This window comes from Bacillus sp. 2175, assembly GCF_057812155.1.
This window is the reverse complement of record NZ_CM173819.1, coordinates 1,945,843-1,966,641: the sequence shown is the minus strand read 5'-3', so window position 1 is coordinate 1,966,641 and position 20,799 is coordinate 1,945,843. Positions and strand designations below refer to the sequence as shown.

The 20,799-nt window shown below is 34.2% G+C and carries 12 protein-coding genes, 1 pseudogene and 3 other annotated features; of the genes and pseudogenes, 6 read left to right on the top strand and 7 right to left on the bottom strand.

Annotated features, from left to right (window positions below):
• Positions 1–226: 226 nt before the first annotated feature.
• Positions 227–892 (bottom strand): annotated as a pseudogene (locus ACXKY9_RS10490) (HAD family hydrolase).
• A 190-nt stretch (positions 893–1,082) separates the two neighbouring features.
• On the opposite strand from ACXKY9_RS10490, the gene ACXKY9_RS10485 reads away from it, so the two are divergent.
• Positions 1,083–1,880, top strand: a complete 798-nt coding sequence (locus tag ACXKY9_RS10485; RefSeq protein ID WP_000028915.1) for a lipid II flippase Amj family protein — start codon at positions 1,083–1,085, stop codon at positions 1,878–1,880.
• A 24-nt stretch (positions 1,881–1,904) separates the two neighbouring features.
• On the top strand, positions 1,905–2,480 hold the full coding sequence (locus tag ACXKY9_RS10480; RefSeq protein ID WP_000695354.1) for a nucleotidyltransferase family protein: 576 nt from the start codon (positions 1,905–1,907) through the stop codon (positions 2,478–2,480).
• 36 nt (positions 2,481–2,516) lie between these two features.
• On the opposite strand, the gene ACXKY9_RS10475 is transcribed toward ACXKY9_RS10480, so the two are convergent.
• The 3 genes from ACXKY9_RS10475 to aspS all read right to left on the bottom strand — a co-directional run bounded on the left by ACXKY9_RS10475 (position 2,517) and on the right by aspS (position 6,681).
• Positions 2,517–3,392: an alpha/beta fold hydrolase gene (locus ACXKY9_RS10475; RefSeq protein ID WP_002100944.1), complete on the bottom strand. Its 876-nt coding sequence runs from the start codon at positions 3,390–3,392 to the stop codon at positions 2,517–2,519.
• Between the two features lie 77 nt (positions 3,393–3,469).
• Positions 3,470–4,810, bottom strand: a complete 1,341-nt coding sequence (locus ACXKY9_RS10470) for a sodium-dependent transporter (RefSeq protein ID WP_000814539.1) — start codon at positions 4,808–4,810, stop codon at positions 3,470–3,472.
• A gap of 116 nt (positions 4,811–4,926) precedes the next feature.
• Positions 4,927–5,175 (bottom strand) — a binding site (T-box leader).
• A gap of 207 nt (positions 5,176–5,382) precedes the next feature.
• Entirely contained in the window at positions 5,383–6,681 is a 1,299-nt protein-coding gene (gene aspS / locus ACXKY9_RS10465; protein WP_000377332.1) for an aspartate--tRNA(Asn) ligase, read from the bottom strand.
• 105 nt (positions 6,682–6,786) lie between these two features.
• Positions 6,787–7,000, bottom strand: a binding site (T-box leader).
• 222 nt (positions 7,001–7,222) lie between these two features.
• Here aspS and ACXKY9_RS10460 point away from each other — a divergent pair.
• Positions 7,223–7,702: a hypothetical protein gene (locus ACXKY9_RS10460; RefSeq protein WP_001167912.1), complete on the top strand. Its 480-nt coding sequence runs from the start codon at positions 7,223–7,225 to the stop codon at positions 7,700–7,702.
• Between the two features lie 142 nt (positions 7,703–7,844).
• Positions 7,845–9,190 (top strand): IS3-like element ISBth10 family transposase gene (locus ACXKY9_RS10455; RefSeq protein ID WP_087942842.1). Its coding sequence is split into 2 segments (ribosomal slippage): positions 7,845–8,286 and positions 8,286–9,190, totalling 1,347 coding nucleotides; the frame shifts between segments, so codons are not numbered across the junction.
• Between the two features lie 56 nt (positions 9,191–9,246).
• On the opposite strand, the gene ACXKY9_RS10450 is transcribed toward ACXKY9_RS10455, so the two are convergent.
• Positions 9,247–10,758 carry a M36 family metallopeptidase gene (locus tag ACXKY9_RS10450; protein WP_000482274.1) on the bottom strand — a complete coding sequence of 504 codons (1,512 nt, stop codon included), beginning with the start codon at positions 10,756–10,758 and terminating at the stop codon, positions 9,247–9,249.
• Between the two features lie 330 nt (positions 10,759–11,088).
• On the opposite strand from ACXKY9_RS10450, the gene ACXKY9_RS10445 reads away from it, so the two are divergent.
• Both ACXKY9_RS10445 and ACXKY9_RS10440 read left to right on the top strand, forming a co-directional pair.
• Positions 11,089–11,673, top strand: a complete 585-nt coding sequence (locus ACXKY9_RS10445) for a TetR/AcrR family transcriptional regulator (RefSeq protein WP_000045222.1) — start codon at positions 11,089–11,091, stop codon at positions 11,671–11,673.
• A 1-nt stretch (position 11,674) separates the two neighbouring features.
• Positions 11,675–12,760 (top strand): DUF418 domain-containing protein, encoded by a 1,086-nt coding sequence (locus tag ACXKY9_RS10440; RefSeq protein ID WP_001093123.1) that lies wholly within the window; start codon positions 11,675–11,677, stop codon positions 12,758–12,760.
• A gap of 50 nt (positions 12,761–12,810) precedes the next feature.
• On the opposite strand, the gene ileS is transcribed toward ACXKY9_RS10440, so the two are convergent.
• Positions 12,811–15,912: an isoleucine--tRNA ligase gene (gene ileS, locus ACXKY9_RS10435; protein ID WP_000754899.1), complete on the bottom strand. Its 3,102-nt coding sequence runs from the start codon at positions 15,910–15,912 to the stop codon at positions 12,811–12,813.
• A gap of 54 nt (positions 15,913–15,966) precedes the next feature.
• Positions 15,967–16,207 (bottom strand) — a binding site (T-box leader).
• A gap of 92 nt (positions 16,208–16,299) precedes the next feature.
• The gene (locus tag ACXKY9_RS10430) at positions 16,300–20,502 is read right to left on the bottom strand and encodes a bacteriocin-processing peptidase family protein (RefSeq protein WP_000883846.1); all 4,203 of its coding nucleotides are present in this window, start codon (positions 20,500–20,502) and stop codon (positions 16,300–16,302) included.
• Positions 20,503–20,799: the final 297 nt, after the last annotated feature.

Below are 20,799 nucleotides of genomic sequence, written 5' to 3'. Positions count from 1 at the left end.
ATAATATAATAACTAACTCTAATTTTACCCCTCCATTAAACAGAATATTCTAAATTTTATTGATAAATTTCTACTAACCTTTTAATTCTGACATCCCTCCTCTTATTCATACAAATTTTTATGCTAAAAATGTCTAATTATAATTATTCGATTACATATGAAAAATCCCTTTAAACAGAAACGAATTCATCGTCATACGTTATAAAGGGATTGCTAGAATCTATATTTACTGCTGTATTAAATTTTTCTCTATACAAAAATGATACAGTTCTTCAACATCTTTCACTATGTAGGTCGCACTAACTTCAGTCAGTTCTTTTTCACAGCCATAGCCATATAAAACACCAATTGAAGCAATTCCATTCTGATTTGCACCTATTATATCGTGCTTTCTATCACCAATCATTATCATTTCTTCTTTATTTAGTTCTTCATGTGTTTGTAAAATATGAGCAATTATTTCTTCTTTTTTTATTCTCGTACCATCTAAATTACTTCCAATGATGTCTTCGAAATAATTCGTTAATTGAAAATGCTCTATAACTTGTTTCGCAAATACAGTGGGCTTTGAAGTTGCTACGAATATGCGATTCCCTGAACTTTTTAATTGTTGCAAGAGCTTCAGAATCCCCTCTTATACATTATTTTCAAACAATCCACGCTGCTTTAAATACTCACGGAAGTAAAAAACAGCACGTTCAACCTCTCCTTCACTCATATTATATCTCTCTATGAATGATTGCTGAATAGGAGGACCTATAAATGAATCTAACTCACTTATATGTACTTCTTCAATTCCTACTTTTTTTAATGCATATAAAACCGAGTTTACAATCCCTTCTTTCGGATCAGTTAAAGTTCCATCTAAATCAAATAGAAATATTTTATACATGCTTCATTCCTCCACTTAATTTGCTGTATAAATAAGTGCTAACATCTCTTCCACTTCTCCCTATTATACTATTATTATCTATTTTTTCGAAAAATCAATTTCCCTATGTCACATACTTTCAGTTACAAAATACGATAGATATGATACAGTAAAAAAGTTACAATTATTTTAATAGAAACTGGTGAAACAAATGTCAATTACGTTAATTTTTATAATGGCTTTCACAATTGTGATCCACGCAGTTGAAACAAGCTCTTATAGTATTCGATTAGCTGGAGTACGTTTAAAGAAGATTGCGGTTGCCTTGTCTGTTGTAGGAATGGTGTTACTTATTTCAAGAACATCAAACTTACTACAAGCCTTTTTAATCGGTGGTATTGTCGATGAAGCAAAACTAGATTCTTCTATTAATTTAGAGCATATTATACGACTCGTACTATTATCGGCTTCTATCGGTACTTTAATCGCGATCATTCTTTATCCAACTTTGACAAAATTATTTGGATATGTCATTCAAAACTTTGAAACAGACGGTTCTTTCATTCGAATGATGAAAACGAATAACATTCAAAAATTAAAGTACACAAAAAAATATGTCCGTTTTCCAAAGTTAGAAATGATTCATAGACTGCGTATCGGTGGTATTCCAAAGCGTATTATGCTTATTAACATGTTTGCTACTGCTATTTATACAGCAGGGGTACTTTCAGCCCTTTACGCTTCTTTTTTAAATCCAGATTATGCAACAAATGCAAGTACAGCTTCTGGCCTTGTAAATGGTTTCGCCACTATTTTATTAACTGTATTACTCGATCCACGCATTGCTCTTTTAACAGAACGTGCTCTACAATCAGAAAGCGGTGCTGAATCTATGAGTAAAATGTATGGTTGGCTAATGATTTCTAGACTTCTCGGCACATTATTAGCACAACTGCTATTTGTACCAGGTGCTTACTGGATTTTATGGATTATTGAACTGATGCATTAATTTACTAGAAAGGTGAATTTATCAATGAAGATCAAAACAGAGAAAGATATAATTCGCTTAATAGAAAACGACGAATGGATGATGAATGTATTACAAATGGCAAAATTACTAGAGCTACCTGATTGGTGGATTTGTGCCGGATTTGTTCGTTCTAAAATTTGGGATACTTTACATGACTATGAAGCTAAAACGGCTATGCCTGATGTTGATGTGATTTATTATGATAGTCTACATCAAGATGAGATATACGAACAATCATTAGAAACGAAATTAATGAATATTGATGCTACTATCCCTTGGTCTGTAAAAAATCAAGCTCGTATGCATGTAGTGAATAATATGCCACCATATTCTTCTTCTGTTAATGCTATTTCTAAATTCCCTGAAACAGCAACGGCTTTAGGAGTTACACTTGATGAACTAAACAACGTTATCTTAACAGCCCCATGTGGTATTGAAGATGTCCTTTCCTTACAAGTGAAACCAACAGCTCATTTTCTTGAATCGAAAGAACGATTACATATGTACAAAAACAGAGTTATAAAAAAGAATTGGCAAAGTAAGTGGCCTAACATCACAATCACATATCCAGAAATTTAGAAAGGGTGCCTCTCATTTATAGAAGCACCCTTTTCTTCATTTCAAAAAATGTATGACTGTTTCTGCAAATCTATCTGCTTCCTCATAATGAGGTGAATGACCGCTCTCTTCAAATACGATATACTTGCCGTTTCGGGCATCTTTATTAAATGTTTTAATTTGTTCTTCACACGTTACTACATCATGTTTTCCTACTATTAATAACATTAGATTTTGTACATCTTTTATTTTTGATAATAATGATGTATGACATGCTCCCTCTAATTTTAATCTATCAAAGTGAATTTTGGAGCGATTTGAAAATATTTCCCACTCTTCATCACTGTATAAACTCTCATCTGTCCTATTTTCCTTATTATTGTAAATCTCCATTCTTTTTTCTTCTAATTCAGCGCTTAGTCTTATATAAGCTTCTAACAACTCTTCTGAACTAGCATCGCTAGATGAATAAGCAAAGCATTCTTTTGCTATTTCTTCTTTTCCATACTTTTTTAATAAATGTCCTGTCTTTTGTAACAAAGCCCTACTTGTTAATGCAAAATTAAAAGTTGGTCCTTCAAATATTATTTTCTCTATTGAACTTGGATATATCGACGCATAAAGCAATGCTACATATCCACCGAAAGAGTGTCCAATTATAGACCACTTCTCAATTTGTAATACTTTTTTTAATTCCTCACAGTCTTCAATCAAATCATTTAATCCAAAAGCTTCGTCTTCAGTTATTTCTTCTGAGCGACAAACACCTCTTTGATCTATTATAATTACATATAGAGAATCTTTTAAACGTTCCGCTTGATGAAATGAAAAATCATAACAACTTTCTCCTGGTCCACCATGCAAGTATAAGACTGGCTTATTTTTAGGATTTCCATGTGTTTCAACGTATAGCTTTTTCCCTCTAATATTCATGTATTTCCCTGCTTCTATCAAATTTTCCTTTATAATCACCACCCCCCTTTTTTTACTGAATATTATAACATTTAATATTAAATAATTCCTATTACATTTAAGAAGACGATAATTATTGCAAGTGGTGCTACAAATCGAAGTAAAAATGCCCAACAAGTAAATACTTTCTTTCCATAATTTCCACCTACAAAAAACTCTGCTTCTAGTACCTTCTTCTCCATTTTGAATGAAACGAAAATACTAATAAATAGTGCTCCAAGTGGCATTAATATATTACTAGATAAAAAGTCTACTGCATCAAAAATATTCTTTCCGAAAATCGTAATATCACTCCATACTCCAAATGATAACGCTGATGGTATACCTACCAAGAAAATGCCGAAACCGATCATCCATGATAATTTCGTTCTCTTTTCTTGTTCACCATTTGCTAATGCTGAAACAACAGTTTCTAGTAGAGAAAATGCTGATGTTAATGTCGCAAATGTAAATAGTGCAAGAAATACTGTTAAGAAAAATCCACCGAATGGGATTTGACTAAATACAGATGGTAATACGATAAATAGTAATCCAGGTCCTTCTGTTGGCTCCATTCCTAATGAAAATACGGCTGGAAAAATAGCAAGACCTGCAAATAATGAAACAAATAAATTTAATCCAACAATTGTTATTGCTGATTTTGGTAAACTTTCTTTTTTATTTAAATAGGAACTATACGTAACCATAATTGAAATCCCGATACTAATTGCAAAGAATGATTGCCCCATTGCGAACAAAATACTTTCCGAAGTAATCTTTGAGAAATCTGGTTGTAAGAAAAACTTCACACCTTTCATTGCATCATCAAGTGTTAACGAACGAATAATAAGAGCGACAAATAAAACGAACAATGCTGGCAACATATATTTACTTGCTTTTTCAATTCCGTTTTGTACACCCTTTGATACAACCCATATCGTAATGAACATAAAAGCGAAATGTCCCATAATAGCCCAAGCAGGATTCCCAATTGTTTCAGTAAATAATGTACCGTAATTTTGTCCTGGAGTAATCAGTTGTCCAGTTATTCCTCTGAATAAATAAATTAATACCCATCCACCTACAACACTATAAAACGAAAGTAGTATAAAACAAGTTCCAACACCAAGGCGTCCAATCCAATGCCATCCCGTATTTGGTGCGATGCTTTTAAATGCTCCAACTGCTTGTTTCTGCGTACTGCGTCCAATCATAAATTCAGCTATAAGTAGCGGTAGTCCAATTAAAACAGTAAATAATATAAATATTAAAAAGAACGCTCCTCCCCCACTCTTCCCAGCGATATAAGGGAACTTCCATATCGCACCAAGTCCAATTGCTGATCCGGCTGCCGCCATTATAAAACCTAATTTCGAAGTCCATTGCTCCGTCTGTTTCATCTCATTTTCCTCCTAATTAAATCTTTTTATATAAATAAATAAATTTTATAAACCTATTCAAATAAACCCTCCATTTCTTCTTCCATATAATAAAAAAATGGCCTAGCATCTCTATATAAAGAGACGCTAAGCCATTTACTTAACGCGGTACCACCCTTATTGATTCCATTATGAATCCACCTTAGTAGTAATCGTTTGATTACAAACCTAATATCGAAGGTTAACCGTTAAGATTTACTAAGAATGTAATTCCGTTCCACCTTACTGCTCCTAGGCGAGTTCAGGATGTTATTTGACTATGTCACACCAACCCATAGCTCTCTGTACAAATACATGACCTTACTACTCCTATTCAACACATTTTAATATTTAGAATATATTTTCTTTTGAAATTAATATGAAGTATATCTGTTATATTTGTAACTGTCAAGGGTATATTGATTTTTTTGTCGAAATGGTTCATATTTCAACTGACTTTTACTAAGCTTATTAGAAAAAGAAAGAGTCTATATTTTCACCTTTTCAAACGAACTATAAAAAAAGAATCTTCGCGATAATCGCGAAGATTCTTTTTACGGTATGAGACGAGTACAATCTCTCGGAAAAGCACTCGCCTCTCGTACATTTGTTAATTCTAAAAGTTTATATACAACCCTTTCTAACCCAATTCCGAAACCTCCATGTGGTGGACAACCATATCGAAATGTATTTAAATAAGATTGAAATTTATCTGGGTGTAATCCTTTTTCTTTAAACGAAGCGAGTAACATTTCATAATTATGAATTCGCTGTGCCCCTGACGTTATTTCTAATCCTTTATATAATAAGTCGAATGAATCAGTAATAGCTGGATTCTCTTTATTCGGCATCGTATACATCGGTCTCGCTTTTTTCGGATAATGCGTAATGAAAACAAATTCACTATTATATATTTCCTTCACATATTTCCCTAGTAACTTTTCACCTTCTGTATCTAAATCCCCTACAGGAGATTCTTTACGATACTTACTTTTCAAAATTTCTTGTGCTTCTAACAATGTAATTTTAGGTATTTCAGTAATAACAGGTACTTCTATTTGTAATAGTTGTAGTTCTATTTCACATTTTTTCGCTACTTGTTGAAACATATATCGTAAAACATCCGTTTCTAGTTGCATCACTTCATAAAAATCATGAATAAAACCAAGCTCTACGTCTAACGATATATATTCATTCAAATGACGGGAAGAATTATGATGTTCCGCTCTATATACAGGTGCAATTTCAAAAACTCGTTCTAACCCACCTGCCACCATCATTTGCTTATAGAACTGTGGTGATTGTGCTAAATAAGCTTCTTTTTGGAAGTATGGAAGCTTAAAAACATTTGCTCCTCCTTCTGCCCCTTGCGAAACAATTTTCGGCGTAAAGATCCGTGTGAAATCGTTCTCTATAAGAAATTCACTAAAGCTTTGAACGAGTGTAGATTTCACTTTAAAAATCGCTGCGGTTCGCTCATGCCTTAATGATATTACTCGCTCATTAAGTAGTTGATCTAAGCCAACTTGTAACTTCTTTTTATTTATTTCAAATGGAAGTGGCTCTGCACTGTTTATTACTTTCACTTCATGAGCAAGTACTTCAACACCCAATTCTGTTTTCGATGTCTCGACTATTTCACCAATTACGTGGACGACACTTTCTACATCAACTTTATATCCAGCCAATTCATTTTCTAATACACATTGAATTACTCCTGTTCTGTCCCGTAATAATAAAAAACTAACATTTCCAAGATGTCGAATCTTTTTTACCCATCCTTGAAGTAATACAACCTTTCCACTTTGCTTTTTACATTCTTTTGTGAGTGAACGCTTCATTATTGAATCCATTATTTTTCCCTCCAGTAATTTTATATTTATTTACGTTATTGTTGTCATCGTCATCATCCACGGTCACTCACCCCCTTTCAAAGAATACAAAAATCCGCCCCTATAAATAGGGACGGATTTTTTTCCGCGGTACCACCCAAATTGTCATACTGACCATCTTAGCCCTGATAACGGTAGGTACCGTTTGCTTTTACTAATAATCACGTTCAAAGCAACACTCACAGGTGTCTTTCCATCATGCGGTATCGCAACCTTTCCAGCAACTGGCTGCTCTCTGTAGACCTTTGCACCATGTACTTTTCCTGATCATCACTTTTTATATTTACAGAGTATTCTAACTCCTTATCTTATAAAACGCAAGCTTTTTTTGAAACATTCTGGTTTTATAACTCCTAACTTCTTCTAAAGTGTGAAAAGTTAATTTTGTAATACATATTCTTATGTATTACATCCAAAATTACACCTTTAATATTTTCCAATTTTTACATAAAAACTAATTCATTTACGCATATTAATAAAAATTTTAAAGCGAGGTGTGTATATGCAAAAAGCAATTAGTTTCTTTCTCCTTTTGTTTTGCTTAATTGTAGTAAACGAAACGTATGCCTATTCACCAAAATCTTTACCAATCTCTCAAAACTCTGATCAATGGCAAGTGAATATTGATAAACCGAAAAAAACAAACAAGAATATGCTTCAAGCTAAAAAAGATGAATTTCAAACATATCATTTTTCAGTAAAGAATGTCGGGAATAGTGAAGTATATAATGTAAACGTCGAAGTATTCCGCAACGAACCAAATAAGAAAACGAAATATGAACTCTTTTCCCTAAAGGAAAGTCGTTTGGCAAGTGGAAAAACTGGATTTGAACACGCTAATTTACCCGTTGCTACAAAAGCAGATGAAGTTGATGTTATTATTACATGGCAAGAACACCCATTCCGATCGATGCGAAATGGTCAAAAAGTTGAATCTAGAAAATTTAAAGAGCATTTTGTTTTTAAAGAAGCTAAAAAGTAAATGGGATACGGATATATTCACACTATCATTGATATAGCTTTATTTACTAGTACCAGTTCTTAAGCAAATTAAAAAGTCGTGGCTTATAATGAAGTGCACCCCAATTGTTAGACACAGTCTAACAATTGGAGGTGCATTTTTTATGGCTAAATTTTCTTCAAAAGAAAAAATCCAAGCGGTGAAACGATATTTAGATGGTACAGAAAGTGGAAAAACAATTGCTAAATCTATAGGAGTTAACCCTAGCGTACTTCGTGAGTGGATTAGACGATATGAGTCTTCAGGTGAAAAGGCCTTTGAAAAGTGCTATACATTCTACCCAGCCCAGTATAAACTAGATGTACTTTATTATATGAATGAACACGGGACATCTATCAGAGAAACAGCGGCACTTTTCAATATACCGTCTTATGAAACACTTCGGAAATGGAAAATAGCTTATGAAACAGGAGGATTGGATGCCCTACAATCAAAGAAAAAGGGGCGTCCAACCATGAAAGATAAAAAAATAAAGCCAGTAGATGAAGGATCAATCGAAGCCTTACAAGCGGAAAATGAGCGTTTACGTATGGAAAATGCATATTTAAAAAAGTTGAATGCCTTAGTTCAAAACAAAGAAAAATCACCAAACAAGACAAAGCGCAAGTAATCTACGAGTTAAGGCATGAATTTCCTATCAAGGAGTTACTTCAACTCGCAAACATTCCACGTAGTACGTACTATTACTGGATGAAACGTTTTAATCGTCCTGATCCAAATGCGGAGGTAAAAGAACTGATTCAAGCTATTTATAATGAACACGATGGGTGTTATGGTTATCGTCGTATTCGTGATGAACTTATGAATCGTGGACACAAAGTAAATCATAAAAAAGTGTATCGCCTTATGAAAGAATTAGGGTTAAAATGTCTGGTTCGTATGAAAAAATACCGCTCTTACAAAGGGACAGTTGGGAAAATTGCGCCAAATATTTTAAATCGCAACTTCCAAGCTGAAAAACCAAATGAAAAGTGGGTTACAGATATTACGGAGTTTAAGTTATTTGGGGAGAAGTTATACCTATCACCAATGTTGGATTTATTTAATGGTGAAATTATCACGTATACAATTGGTTCAAGACCGACCTATTCCCTTGTTTCAACGATGTTGGACCAAGCCCTTTATTGTGTAACCAATCCGGATAAACTCCTCATTCACTCTGATCAAGGTTGGCACTATCAAATGAAACAATACCGTCATTCTCTTAAGAATTGTGGCATAACTCAAAGTATGTCTCGCAAAGGAAACTGTTATGACAATGCCGTTATTGAAAATTTCTTCGGTATCATGAAATCGGAATTTCTGTATCGAAAAGAATTTGAAAGTATAACACATTTCAAACAAGAATTAGCAAAGTATATAGAATACTATAATCATAAAAGAATTAAGGCAAAATTAAAGGGTATGAGCCCAGTACAATACCGGGCTCATACCCTAGAGGCTGCCTAATGAAACGACCTGTCTAACTTTCGGGGGTCACTTCATAAATGCCACGACTTTTTATATTAATTCGTACTAATGCCTCTCGCTGCCCAAATGCGATCGATATCAGCAGCATGTTGTCCGCCATATAAAAGAGCATCCGCTTGCTTAATCGCTTTCGCTCCATCACTGAATTTAGAGTTTGGTGTTAATGACCAGTGTGATTGTAAAATGATTTTTGTTGCTACATCACGGCCAAAAGCTTGTGCCATTTCGTATTGGCCTTGAGCCCAAATTTCACCATCATCATGCACTTCATTCGTTATATCTTTCGGATATACTTTATTCGTATCTAATCGGCGTAAGCATGTTGGATCTGAACTAGAATAAGCTGTCGCATCCCATTCTCCAACACATGCTTTACCATATCCAGTAGTCGATACTGCATCTTCATATGTAGCACCTAAGAAGTCGCCAAATCCTTCTCCCATCGCTCCACCTTCTGCTGAACTACCAAAGCCAGGAACTTGGTTATCTTGAATCGAATGCCCATACTCATGTGCGATAATACCAGCATCTTCTGCATCATCAACACCGCCAGTACCGAAAGTTAAAGCTTTTGTTGATGGAGAATAGAATGAGTTATCATCAGTTGTACCATTAACATTCACTTTTATCGAACGGTTATTAATATTTTTAAAACCTAGACTTTGAATGTAACGTTGCAATGTGTCGATATGATAGTACGACATAACATCTTCAAAGCTATCATTTGCGCGTGTATAGTTAAATTGTAAATTCGTAGATTTTGTTTTCGCTTTTGAAGAAATCGTTACATATTCTCCAATTAAAAATCCTGTTCCATCTAAACCTTTTAACGTAACAGTTTTCAGTTGGTTCGTTAGAGCTGTTGAATCTGCATCGTTATTATCTTTTAAGCCTACTTTACTACCGCTAGATACGACTGGGTTAGGTAAAAATACTTTTCCTGACCCTTCAGCTTTTCGGTTTATATCAACCTTTTTAATTAACTTTCCATTTTCTGCATCAATAAATGTTTCCCATGCACCAAATGGATTATTAGAATGGACTACAACTTTATATACTGGACGAGCAATTCCTTCTTCAACAATATATCCGAACTCTTTATCTGTAGGAGCCCATAAATTTTGCTCACTTGCTTCTCCAACATACGCCATTGATTTTTGTATTGCATCTTTTTCACTAATTTTTGTCGTTACTTCCTTCACACCTGTAACAGGCTGATAATCAGAAACAGCGAGTACTCCCTTTCCCTCTCCGTTAAGCGTAACTGTTATTTGTTTTGAAAATACAGGTGCACCATTAACAACTTGTTGGAACCTAACATATGAAGCTACTGATGTTTCTGTTGTAGAAATATATTGCAAGTCTGAAAGATCTGTTTTCAATCCATACTGCGCAGCATTTTCTTTTAAATATTCAGTTGCTTTTTTCTGTGGCGAATAAGCTTCTAACTTTACTTGCTGTTGTTTTTCCAATGCCGAAACCGTAGAAATCGTCCCCATTACTAACGGCACGGTCATTGCCATTGCCACCATTTTTTTATTAAACATAGAACCACTCCCCCTAATAAAGTAGCTCAACCTTATCCCATTACCACTAGGCAATCATTCCCCGCAAAACGGATGGATAAAAATTGAATCTACGAGTAATTCTCTATGAACACTTCTATTACCTTTCCATTTAGGGTAAGTGAAATTTTCTCAATATTTATGTGTAAAGTGAACACAATACTTTAGAAAGAAATTTCTAAATCCATTCCTTATCCCTAAAGCTTTTCATATTACTGTTTAAAAAAATAGACTATTTTTTACCTAACGGTAGGTTGAAAAAATCACTTGTAAGTGATACGATTTAAATAACCTTTTTTTAGGAGGATCTATATGAGTAAAAGTGAAGAAACACTCTCTTCAATAATGGAAGCAAGTTATCGCCTTTTTGCTACGTACGGTATTGTTAAAACAACTTATACGATGATTGGTGAGGAGGTTGGTATCGCAAAACCATCTATATATTACTACTTTAAGTCTAAAGATGCTTTAATTGAATGTATTTTTACTGAATTATGTAAAGCTATGCAGTTCTCTTCTTATTTCCATACAGAAGAGTTTACAAAATCAAATTTTATTGAAAAATGTATTGCAATTGGCCTTAAAATAATTGATGAACAGCGAAACGACCCTTATTTTAACCGAGTGTTACAAGAATATGTATTACTATCTTCAAGAAACAAGATGTACAAAGATCGATTACTAACTGTGCAAACAGAATACTTACATGGATTTGAAGTACTCCTTATAAAAGCAAATGAACTTCAATTAATTGAAAATAAAAATCTAGTTTCAAAAGCTCATATGTTAGCATTAGTGCTTGATAATATCGGAAATTTTATGATGATTGATGCAAAGATAGATTATAAACAAATTTGGATTGAAGCTGTAAATAACATTTTTGAAAGAAGGGGTTGAAGTGAATACAAAAAAACGCATTATCGGCTTAGATTTTGCTAGAGCTTGGGCGATGTTTGGTATGCTACTTGTTAATTTCATGGTGATAACAGGTGCAGAAGGAAATGGTCCCCCTTTTTTAATAACCTTCATGTCACTATTTGAAGGTAGAGCCTCTGCTTTGTTTGTTATACTTGCTGGCATCGGTATAACTTTAATGACTAGGTCAGCCGTTGCTAGCAATGAACAAATAAAAATTTCTAATAGCCGAAAGACCATATGGAAACGATCACTTTTCTTATTTATTTTAGGATTACTACTATATGTAATGGAGTGGACTGGGGATATATTACACTACTATGGTGTTTACCTTTTCGTTGCTGCATTACTCATGACAGTACGCAAAAAACTATTACTTTTTCTTTCTATCATTATTTTATTGTTCGCACAATCTCTTCAGCTTACTTTCAATACTTTCGAGGGTTGGGTAGGTCCAACTCCATTTATAAATTATGTAGACTTCTGGACAATAAAGGGTTTTCTTCGCAACTTATTCTTTAATGGCTATCACCCTATTTTCCCTTGGTTCTCGTTCTTCTTAATCGGTATGTTAATTGGCAGGTTAGATCTTCATAATAAAAAAATAAAAAAAAGATTACTCTTACTCGGTATTACAATCACAATATTGACAGAACTTTTATCAAAAGGACTTACACACTTTTTTATTCCATACATCGGCAGAGAGACCGCCACATTTTTATTTAATACAGGACCCATCTTACCAAATGTATTATATATTTTATCTGCTACAGGATCCTCTATTGCTATATTAATCATTTGCCTCTATATCGCTGAAAAATATAGAAATAATTGGTTTGTCACTTCCATTGTGCAAACAGGACAATTAACATTAACTCATTATGTCAGTCATGTATTTATCGGTATTGGGACATTAATTCTATTAAATAGAATGGAAAATCAATCACTACTATTCGTTTTATTATTTGCTACTGCATTTTTCATTTTCAGCATTTTAATTAGTGTGTTATGGAGAAAGAAATTTTCTAGAGGTCCTATCGAATGGATTATGAGGAAATTAGCCGGATAAATTTCCATCATACAAAAAGGAAGTTGGAATTATTCCAACTTCCTTTTCCTTTAATGAGCCGCGCTTAATTTAATTCGAACTTTCGTTTCACCTAAAGAAAGTTCATCGTCTTCGTTCGTTAAGTGACCAAATGTAAATTGTTTAACGAGTAAGTTTTCTTCCAATAAATCTTTATGGTTCGTTAACGTTCGCTGTAGCTCTACTTCTGTATCAAGAATAACATCGACTCGTAAATTAACTGGTAAATTCAACTGTTTACGATATTCTTGAACCGCACGAATGAATTCACGCGCTACTCCTTCTTGCAACAATTCTTCCGTTACATTCGTATCTAACATAACTGTATATTGTCCGTTAGTCGTATTAGAGAATCCTGATTTTGCAACTTTCTCAACTAACACATCTTCAGCAGTTACAACTACTTCTTCTCCTGGTGTTGCTTCGTAAACTGCTCTTCCTGTTGATACAAAGTTTTGTACTTCTTCTTGTGATAATTGTTTTAGCCAACCATTCACTGCATTCACATTTTTACCGAATTTCGGCCCCGCTGTTTTAAAATTAAGCTTCAATTGATATGATGTGTATTTTGTTTCATCGAGTTCAACATGGAATGCTTTTACATTTAACTCATCCATAACGATATCACGATAAGATTCCCAATCCATATCATTCTCGTTATGCTCAAGTAATACAAGTTCTGCTAGCGGCTGTTTTACTTTTAAAGAATGCTGATTACGGTTACTTCTTCCAAGTTCAACAACTTGTAAAACAGCATCCATTTCCGCTTCTAATTTCGGTTGAAGTAGTGATTCATTTACAACTGGATAATCAGCTAAATGAACGCTGCTTCCTTCTAAATTTAGATGAATGTCTTCCGCGACAAACGGTGTAAATGGTGCAATTAATTTACTAATTGTTACAAGCACTTCATGAAGTGTCTCATACGCAGCTGCTTTCTCAGCGTTCATACCAGATTCCCAGAAACGATTACGTGAGCGTCTTACATACCAGTTACTCACTTCATCTACAAGTGCTGCAATTTCACGAGCTGCATTCGTAAATTGATAATCATCAAGTGCAGTTCTCACTTTTTTCGTTGTACTATGCAATCTTGATAATACCCATTCGTCTAATTTCGTAAGCTTTACATCATACGTTTCTTTCGGATTATACTCATCTAAATTTGCATATAAAACGTAGAAGCTATACACATTGACTAATGTATCTACAAATTTAGATTTCGCTTCCAGTACTGTTCTTTCAGAAAAACGCTTCGCATTCCACGGGGCACTATCAACAAGTAAAGCCCATCTTAGCGCATCTGCACCAAATTTATCTACTAAATCAACTGGATCTAGTGCATTTCCTTTGCTTTTAGACATTTTCTGCCCTTCTTCATCTAAAACATGCCCTAGTGATAACACTCGTTTATACGGTACTTTTCCTGTATATAGTGCTGATACTGCTAATAAACTATAAAACCAGCCGCGTGTTTGATCAATTCCTTCTGCAATAACATCCGCTGGAAACTGCTCTTCAAATAACTCTTTATTTTCAAATGGGTAATGATATTGTGCAAATGGCATAGAACCACTATCAAACCAAACATCAATCACTTCTGGTGTACGATTCATTGTGCCTCCGCATTTCCCGCAGCACACTTGTACTTCATCTACATACGGCTTATGCAATTCCAAATCTTCTGGTGTTTCTTTCGTACTATACTTTCTTAATTCGGCAATGCTCTTCGGTGCGAACTGATGATTGCAACTTTCACATTCCCACACGTTTAATGGTGTTCCCCAATATCTATTTCGGCTAATATTCCAATCCACCATATTTTCTAAAAACTTACCAAAACGTCCATGTTTCATATGATCCGGATACCAAGTAACAGAATCATTATTTTGTAAAAATGTATCTTTAATTGCAGTTGTTCGGATTAACCAACTTTCTCCTGCATAATAAAGTAGTGGTGAATCACAACGCCAGCAATGCGGATAGCTATGTTCATATTTTTCTTTATGATACAGTAAACCTTCCTTCGCTAAATAACGAACGATATCCACGTCACAATCTTTTACAAATTTCCCTTTCAAAAATGGTACTGCTTCTGTATACTCACCTTTTTCATCTACAACGTGCAAAAATGACAATCCTTCACTTTGAACAACTCTATAATCGTCCTCTCCATATGCTGGAGCAATATGAACAAGTCCTGTACCACTATCTCCCGTTACAAAATCTGCTGCAATAACGCGGTAACCATTTGTAACTTCTTTCATCGGAAATGGCGCTGTATAAGATGTGTTTAATAATTCTTCGCCTTTATGAACAGATAATACTTCATAGTTCTCTTTTAATACTTCTTGTACACGTTCTTTCGCAACAATGTATACATGACTTTCTTGTTTTGCTTTAACGTATTCCATATTTGGATGGACAGCAAGCGCAACGTTTGCTGGAAGTGTCCAAGGTGTTGTGGTCCAACCTAAAAAATACTCATTTTCACTATCTTTCACTTTAAACTTCACAGTTGCACTTAAATCTTTTACTGTTTTATACCCTTGTGCAACCTCATGTGAGCTCAATGAGGTTTGGCAGCTTGGGCAGTATGGTGAAACTCTATGTCCTTTATATAACAATCCCTTTTCATGGATTGTCCCCAAAATATTCCATACACTTTCGATATATGGATTCCTTAAAGTTACATATGGATCATCCATATCTACCCAATAACCGATGCTTTCAGTGAATTCACGCCACTGCTTTTCATATGTGAAAACACTCTCTTTACACTTTTGAATAAATGGTTCAATGCCATATTCTTCGATCTCATGTTTACCAGAAATACCAAGTTGCTTCTCAACACCTAGTTCTACAGGTAAACCGTGTGTATCCCATCCTGCTTTTCTTACTACTTTATAACCAGCCATCGTTTTATATCTTGCTACTAAATCTTTAATTGCCCGACCAAGTGCATGGCCGACGTGTGGTAAACCGTTCGCCGTTGGTGGTCCTTCATAAAACACAAACGATTGCGCGCCTTCTCGATTCTGAATTGATTGTTCAAAAATGCTTTGTTCGTTCCACTGCTTACGAATACGTGTTTCTCTCCCTACAGCTGACTCTTTTACATCTACTTTCTTCATCTACAATCACTCCTTTGAATGTTTTAAAAGCACACAAAAAACCCGCCCCTATGAAGTAGGGACGGGTTTACCCGCGTTACTACCCTAATTCTATTAGCTTTTTCACTAATAGCGCTTAGCAACGTACTATCATACGTGTTCTTTGTAACGGTAGACATCCGTCCGGGCTTACTCACTTTCAGCCTCGTCTCCTCGGAGATGATTTTCAAATAACTTCTGCCCACCGGCTTTCAGCAATATACCGGCTCTCTGGAGAACAGTTCACTATTTTACTCTTTCTCGTCTTCAGATTTGTATACTTTGTTAAAAGTTATTTTATGCCATTTAGCAACTAATTGTCAACTAATTCAAAATATATTCTTATCCTTATCTCCTATTCTTATACAATTACTTTTCAAATTCTCGCAATGCTGCTAAATTTTCATCATCCTCAATAAGTTCAACAAAGAATCCCGAGTCATCCTCACGAAGGACAATTTCAAGCTCTTCCTTCGCCTCTTCATTTCTATTTAACTGTGCTAAATAACAAGCACGATCATATCTTGCTAACAAATCACTTGCATCCATTGTTAATACTTCATTTGTTATTTTTTCTGCCTTTAGTGTTTGGCCGGCACCATGATATGAAGACGCTAAAGAAAGAAGAATTACTGTTTCATTTGGATGATGTATAGAAGCATTTTCTAATACTTGAATTGCCTCTTCAAACCTTTCTTGACTTTGATATATTTCTCCTAAAGCAAGAAATGCTCTGCTTACAAACGGTGTTTGCTCTGTTAATTGTAAGATAATCTTTTCTGCTTTTCTTTCTTCCCCTGCTTTAAAGAATACTTGTGCTTGCAGAAGAAGAGTATCATAATCATCTGGTAGTTCTCGAACCATTTGCTTCGTTAATTCCAAAGCATCTCTTAACATATCTTCTTCCTCGCACTCAACGAAAAGATTTACAAGTTGCTTCGCTACTTCATAATCCCATTTATTTTCTAGTGACGTGTGCAGAATCTCTATTGCTTCTTTATTCATCTCTACATTCTCATAAAATAGCGCAAATCGCTGTGCTGCCATACTATTTTTCGGATTTAACTTTAAAGAGATTTCATATAAATCAATTATCATAGTAACCATTGAAATTTCTTTCGCACGATTTTTCATACGATAAAAAGCTCTCGTAATGATAGATCGTTTCGGCTGTTCATGCAGCTGGCGTTCAATCCATATTTCCGTAACCGCAGCTGCAGCATACATGAATGCTGTACTTCTTTCTGCTTTTTTCACCTTTAACGTATGAAGAAAATCTCGTATGTTAGACAATTTTTTATGTTGCTCTACTGCTTTTACATAAACATCAAATATACGTTCATTATCAAAATCTTTTTGTATTACTTTCATTGCAACTTCAATTGCTTTTACATTTCTTTTTTTCACTAATACTTTTGCATAATGATATAGAACTTCTATATGCTCACCATCTAATTGTAGCGCGTATTCAATCTGTGCTTGTTCTTTATCTATTTCATTCATCGCTCCGTACACATATGCAATCGCATCTAAACGCCATATTTCAGGTACTTCGTCTGCTAATTGCTCTAGTTCAGTCAGCAATTCTTCCTGAAGATTCATATCTACTGAAAGCTGTGCTAAATATTCCATATTAATATGCAACGGCTCTTCTTTCATCGCCTGAACCATATGACTTTGTTCTTTAGAACGGTTTTCTTCTTTTTCGTATATTTCCGCAAGCTGTAAATGTACACCTACGAAATTCCCATCAAGCTCTAAACATGTTTCATACGCTTGTTTTGCTTCCGTCAATTGCCCTAATGCCATAAGTGTTTCACCAATTCGGTAATACGGTAATGCCGTTTCCATTTGTTCTATCGCCTTATTATATCTTTTCATCGCTTGGCCGTACTGTCCAATAGATTCATATAAAATACCTGCATAACAACCGTACTCACTTACTTCATTTCTTTCTTTGTGTAACGTTCTTAAAAATGCTATACCTCGTTGTACAAATTCCGTTCCTTTAATTCGATTCACATATTCATCTAACGCACTTGCTACATTATAATCCCTTTTCTTTATACCATTTTCTAACTTAGATAGTGCTACTTTAAACCCTTCTTCATTTCCACCAAGTTCAATTTCAGCATCCCATAAAACCATTCCTGCATTCATGAGGAAATCTTGACTCTTTTCAATTTGCTTCTCAAGACCAAGAATATATTCTTTTGCTTCCTTATATTGTTCTCTTGCCATATAAACTTGTGTAAGTCCGAAGTGAGAATAAACATCCTCATCATTTTCTTCTAAAGCACGCTTATACAATACTTCTGCTTCTTCCAAGCTATCATTTTGAAAATGATAATCACCTAATTTTACGTAAAGAGGTGCTTTATCATCACAATTCTCAATACCGTTTAATAAAATTTCTTTCGCACTTTCCTCATCCTTCAAATCAGATTCGTATATTTCCGAAAGTTTCGTATAAATGTAAGGTGCATTACTATCCAAATGAATCGCTACTTTAAGCCCTTTTATTGCTAAATATAATTTCCCTAGTTGATGTGCACATCTCGCTCGTTCATACCATACATGCGCTTCATATTTGTACTCTTTTAACAAGTCATTAAAGATTTCATATGCTTCTTCATATCTTTCTAAATCTATTAATATTAAACCGTGATTTGTTAAAGTGAACCTTTCAGGACTACGCTCTAACGCAACTTGAGAGTATTGCAATGCTTTTTCAGATTGATCAATATACATATAGGATAAAGCTAGAAAACTCCAAGCAATAGGCTGATCTGCGTCTAATTGTAACGATAAACGAAAGCTTGAAATCGCTTCTAGATAACTTTCCTGTTCAAACGCATATCTTCCGTTTATTAAATGATATAAAGCACGATTATTTTTCTTCTCAACGCTTGTCAGCATTTGCTCCGCTTTCTCTACTTCCTGAAGACGAATAAAACACTGTGCACCATGCAATTTAACAAAGTCCGAGTTCGGAAACTTTTCCATTAACTTATCGATACAATATAAAATAAATTCTTTATCTACTTCAACATCTAAGTGCTTTATCGTATATAACCACGTATTTGGATTATCACTCGTTTCTTTTAAAAATTGTACTAGGTTACTAATTCCCTCTTTGTCATGTTCATCTAAATGATCAGTAAGAGAAAAAATAGATTTAAAATAACGATTTTCTTCTTCACTTAGAAACTCTAGTTGCTCCTTCTTTTCTTTCGGAACAAACGTGATTGCTAAACAGCCTGTATAACGATATTTTTCTTGTACTTTACTATATTCCACAAGAACTGGCTCTATAAAGTTTGGATCTTGAACATAGAAAGCTTGCAATGTATCATCATATCCAGATAGAACTTGTACGTGTGAAGCATGCTCAATATCTATACTTAATAAAACAGGAATTCCTTCGTCAATCAGTCTCTTATAATTCTCTTCATTCCCTTTAAAATAACGATATTCATAACCTAATTCTTCTAAATAAGAAACAGTATCTGAAAACTTCGAACCTGTCATATCAAAAATAAACTCTGCTATTTCATCTTGTGTACGTTTCTCTCCCCATATACGCAACGTCATCTCTAAACTTGTCGGAACACAATAATTATCCTTTTGTACAATAGGAACTATCGGCAAGTGAACCTTTTTTCCATCCGGATTTTTTTCTAAATTATGATATAAAGATTCTTTTAAACTCTTTTCTTCTTTTAATAGTTTTTGTAAATCTGCAAATTTATTCATTTTGTACAGCGCTTCTGCACGTAAATGTACAAAGTAAGTATTATAGGCATGATATGGCAGCTGAGTATTTATATTATCTATTACCGCTAACATCTCTTCATATTGCTCTAAATCTAATAAATACTTTATCTTCTCAAAATGAAAATATGGTACTTGTGGGAATTTTACAATCGCATCATTGATTAACTGTATCGCGCGTTTTTGTTCTCCTTTATTCGCATACAATTGTGATAATAAATAGGTAGATAACTCTTCACAATCTTCATGCTGCATGCCAGCAATAAATTGTTCTTCCGCTTTCTCCCATTCACCTGTATGCATATAAACGTAGCCCCATTTATCAAACACTGCGCGCGCACTGTACTCCTCTGCTTTTTGCATATACATTAACGCTTCTTCGTTTCGTTTCATTTCTAAAAGACATCGTACTAACGTAAAATATGTTTTCGCTAAAAAATCTGCATCTATTTCTTCTTTACTTAACTCTTCTAAAGAAGATTTTAACAACTGCTCCGCTTCAAGAATTTTCCGCTCATCAATTAACTCATCACAATATAAAGAGAGCGTTCTCATATTTGGGAATTTTTTATAAGCGTAACGAATGAGGAATGAACTGTATTGGTGCATAAGCCCTTCATCAGTAAGGCGAATCAATATATCGAACTCCTTATGCGAAGGAATATTGGCAAGCCAATTCTTCACATAGGATAAAGTATTCGTTTCTTTTATATATGCAATTTCATTATTTATTTCCTGTAATCCATCTACAAATCTCTTGTCTTTTAAACAAGTTTCTAACTGCTTAAAATCTAGCATGCATTCACCTCGAATTTATATTTAAACTGCTACTTGCTTAGATTTTACACACCATATAGTATGTATTCAACTAAAATCTCTTATAATAGATGTTATTAATTAATATTATTCAAATTTATAACAAAATATAGTAAAAATGATTGTTTTTCTCCGTATTTTGTTTAATTATATGGAATAACGTAACATGCGGTTTTAATCTTGTAGAAGCTGAAATTAGTACATAAAATTATATCGGCGATTTTCAAATTATATCGACCGATTCTTAACATATATCAGCGATTATATGTCGAATATCGA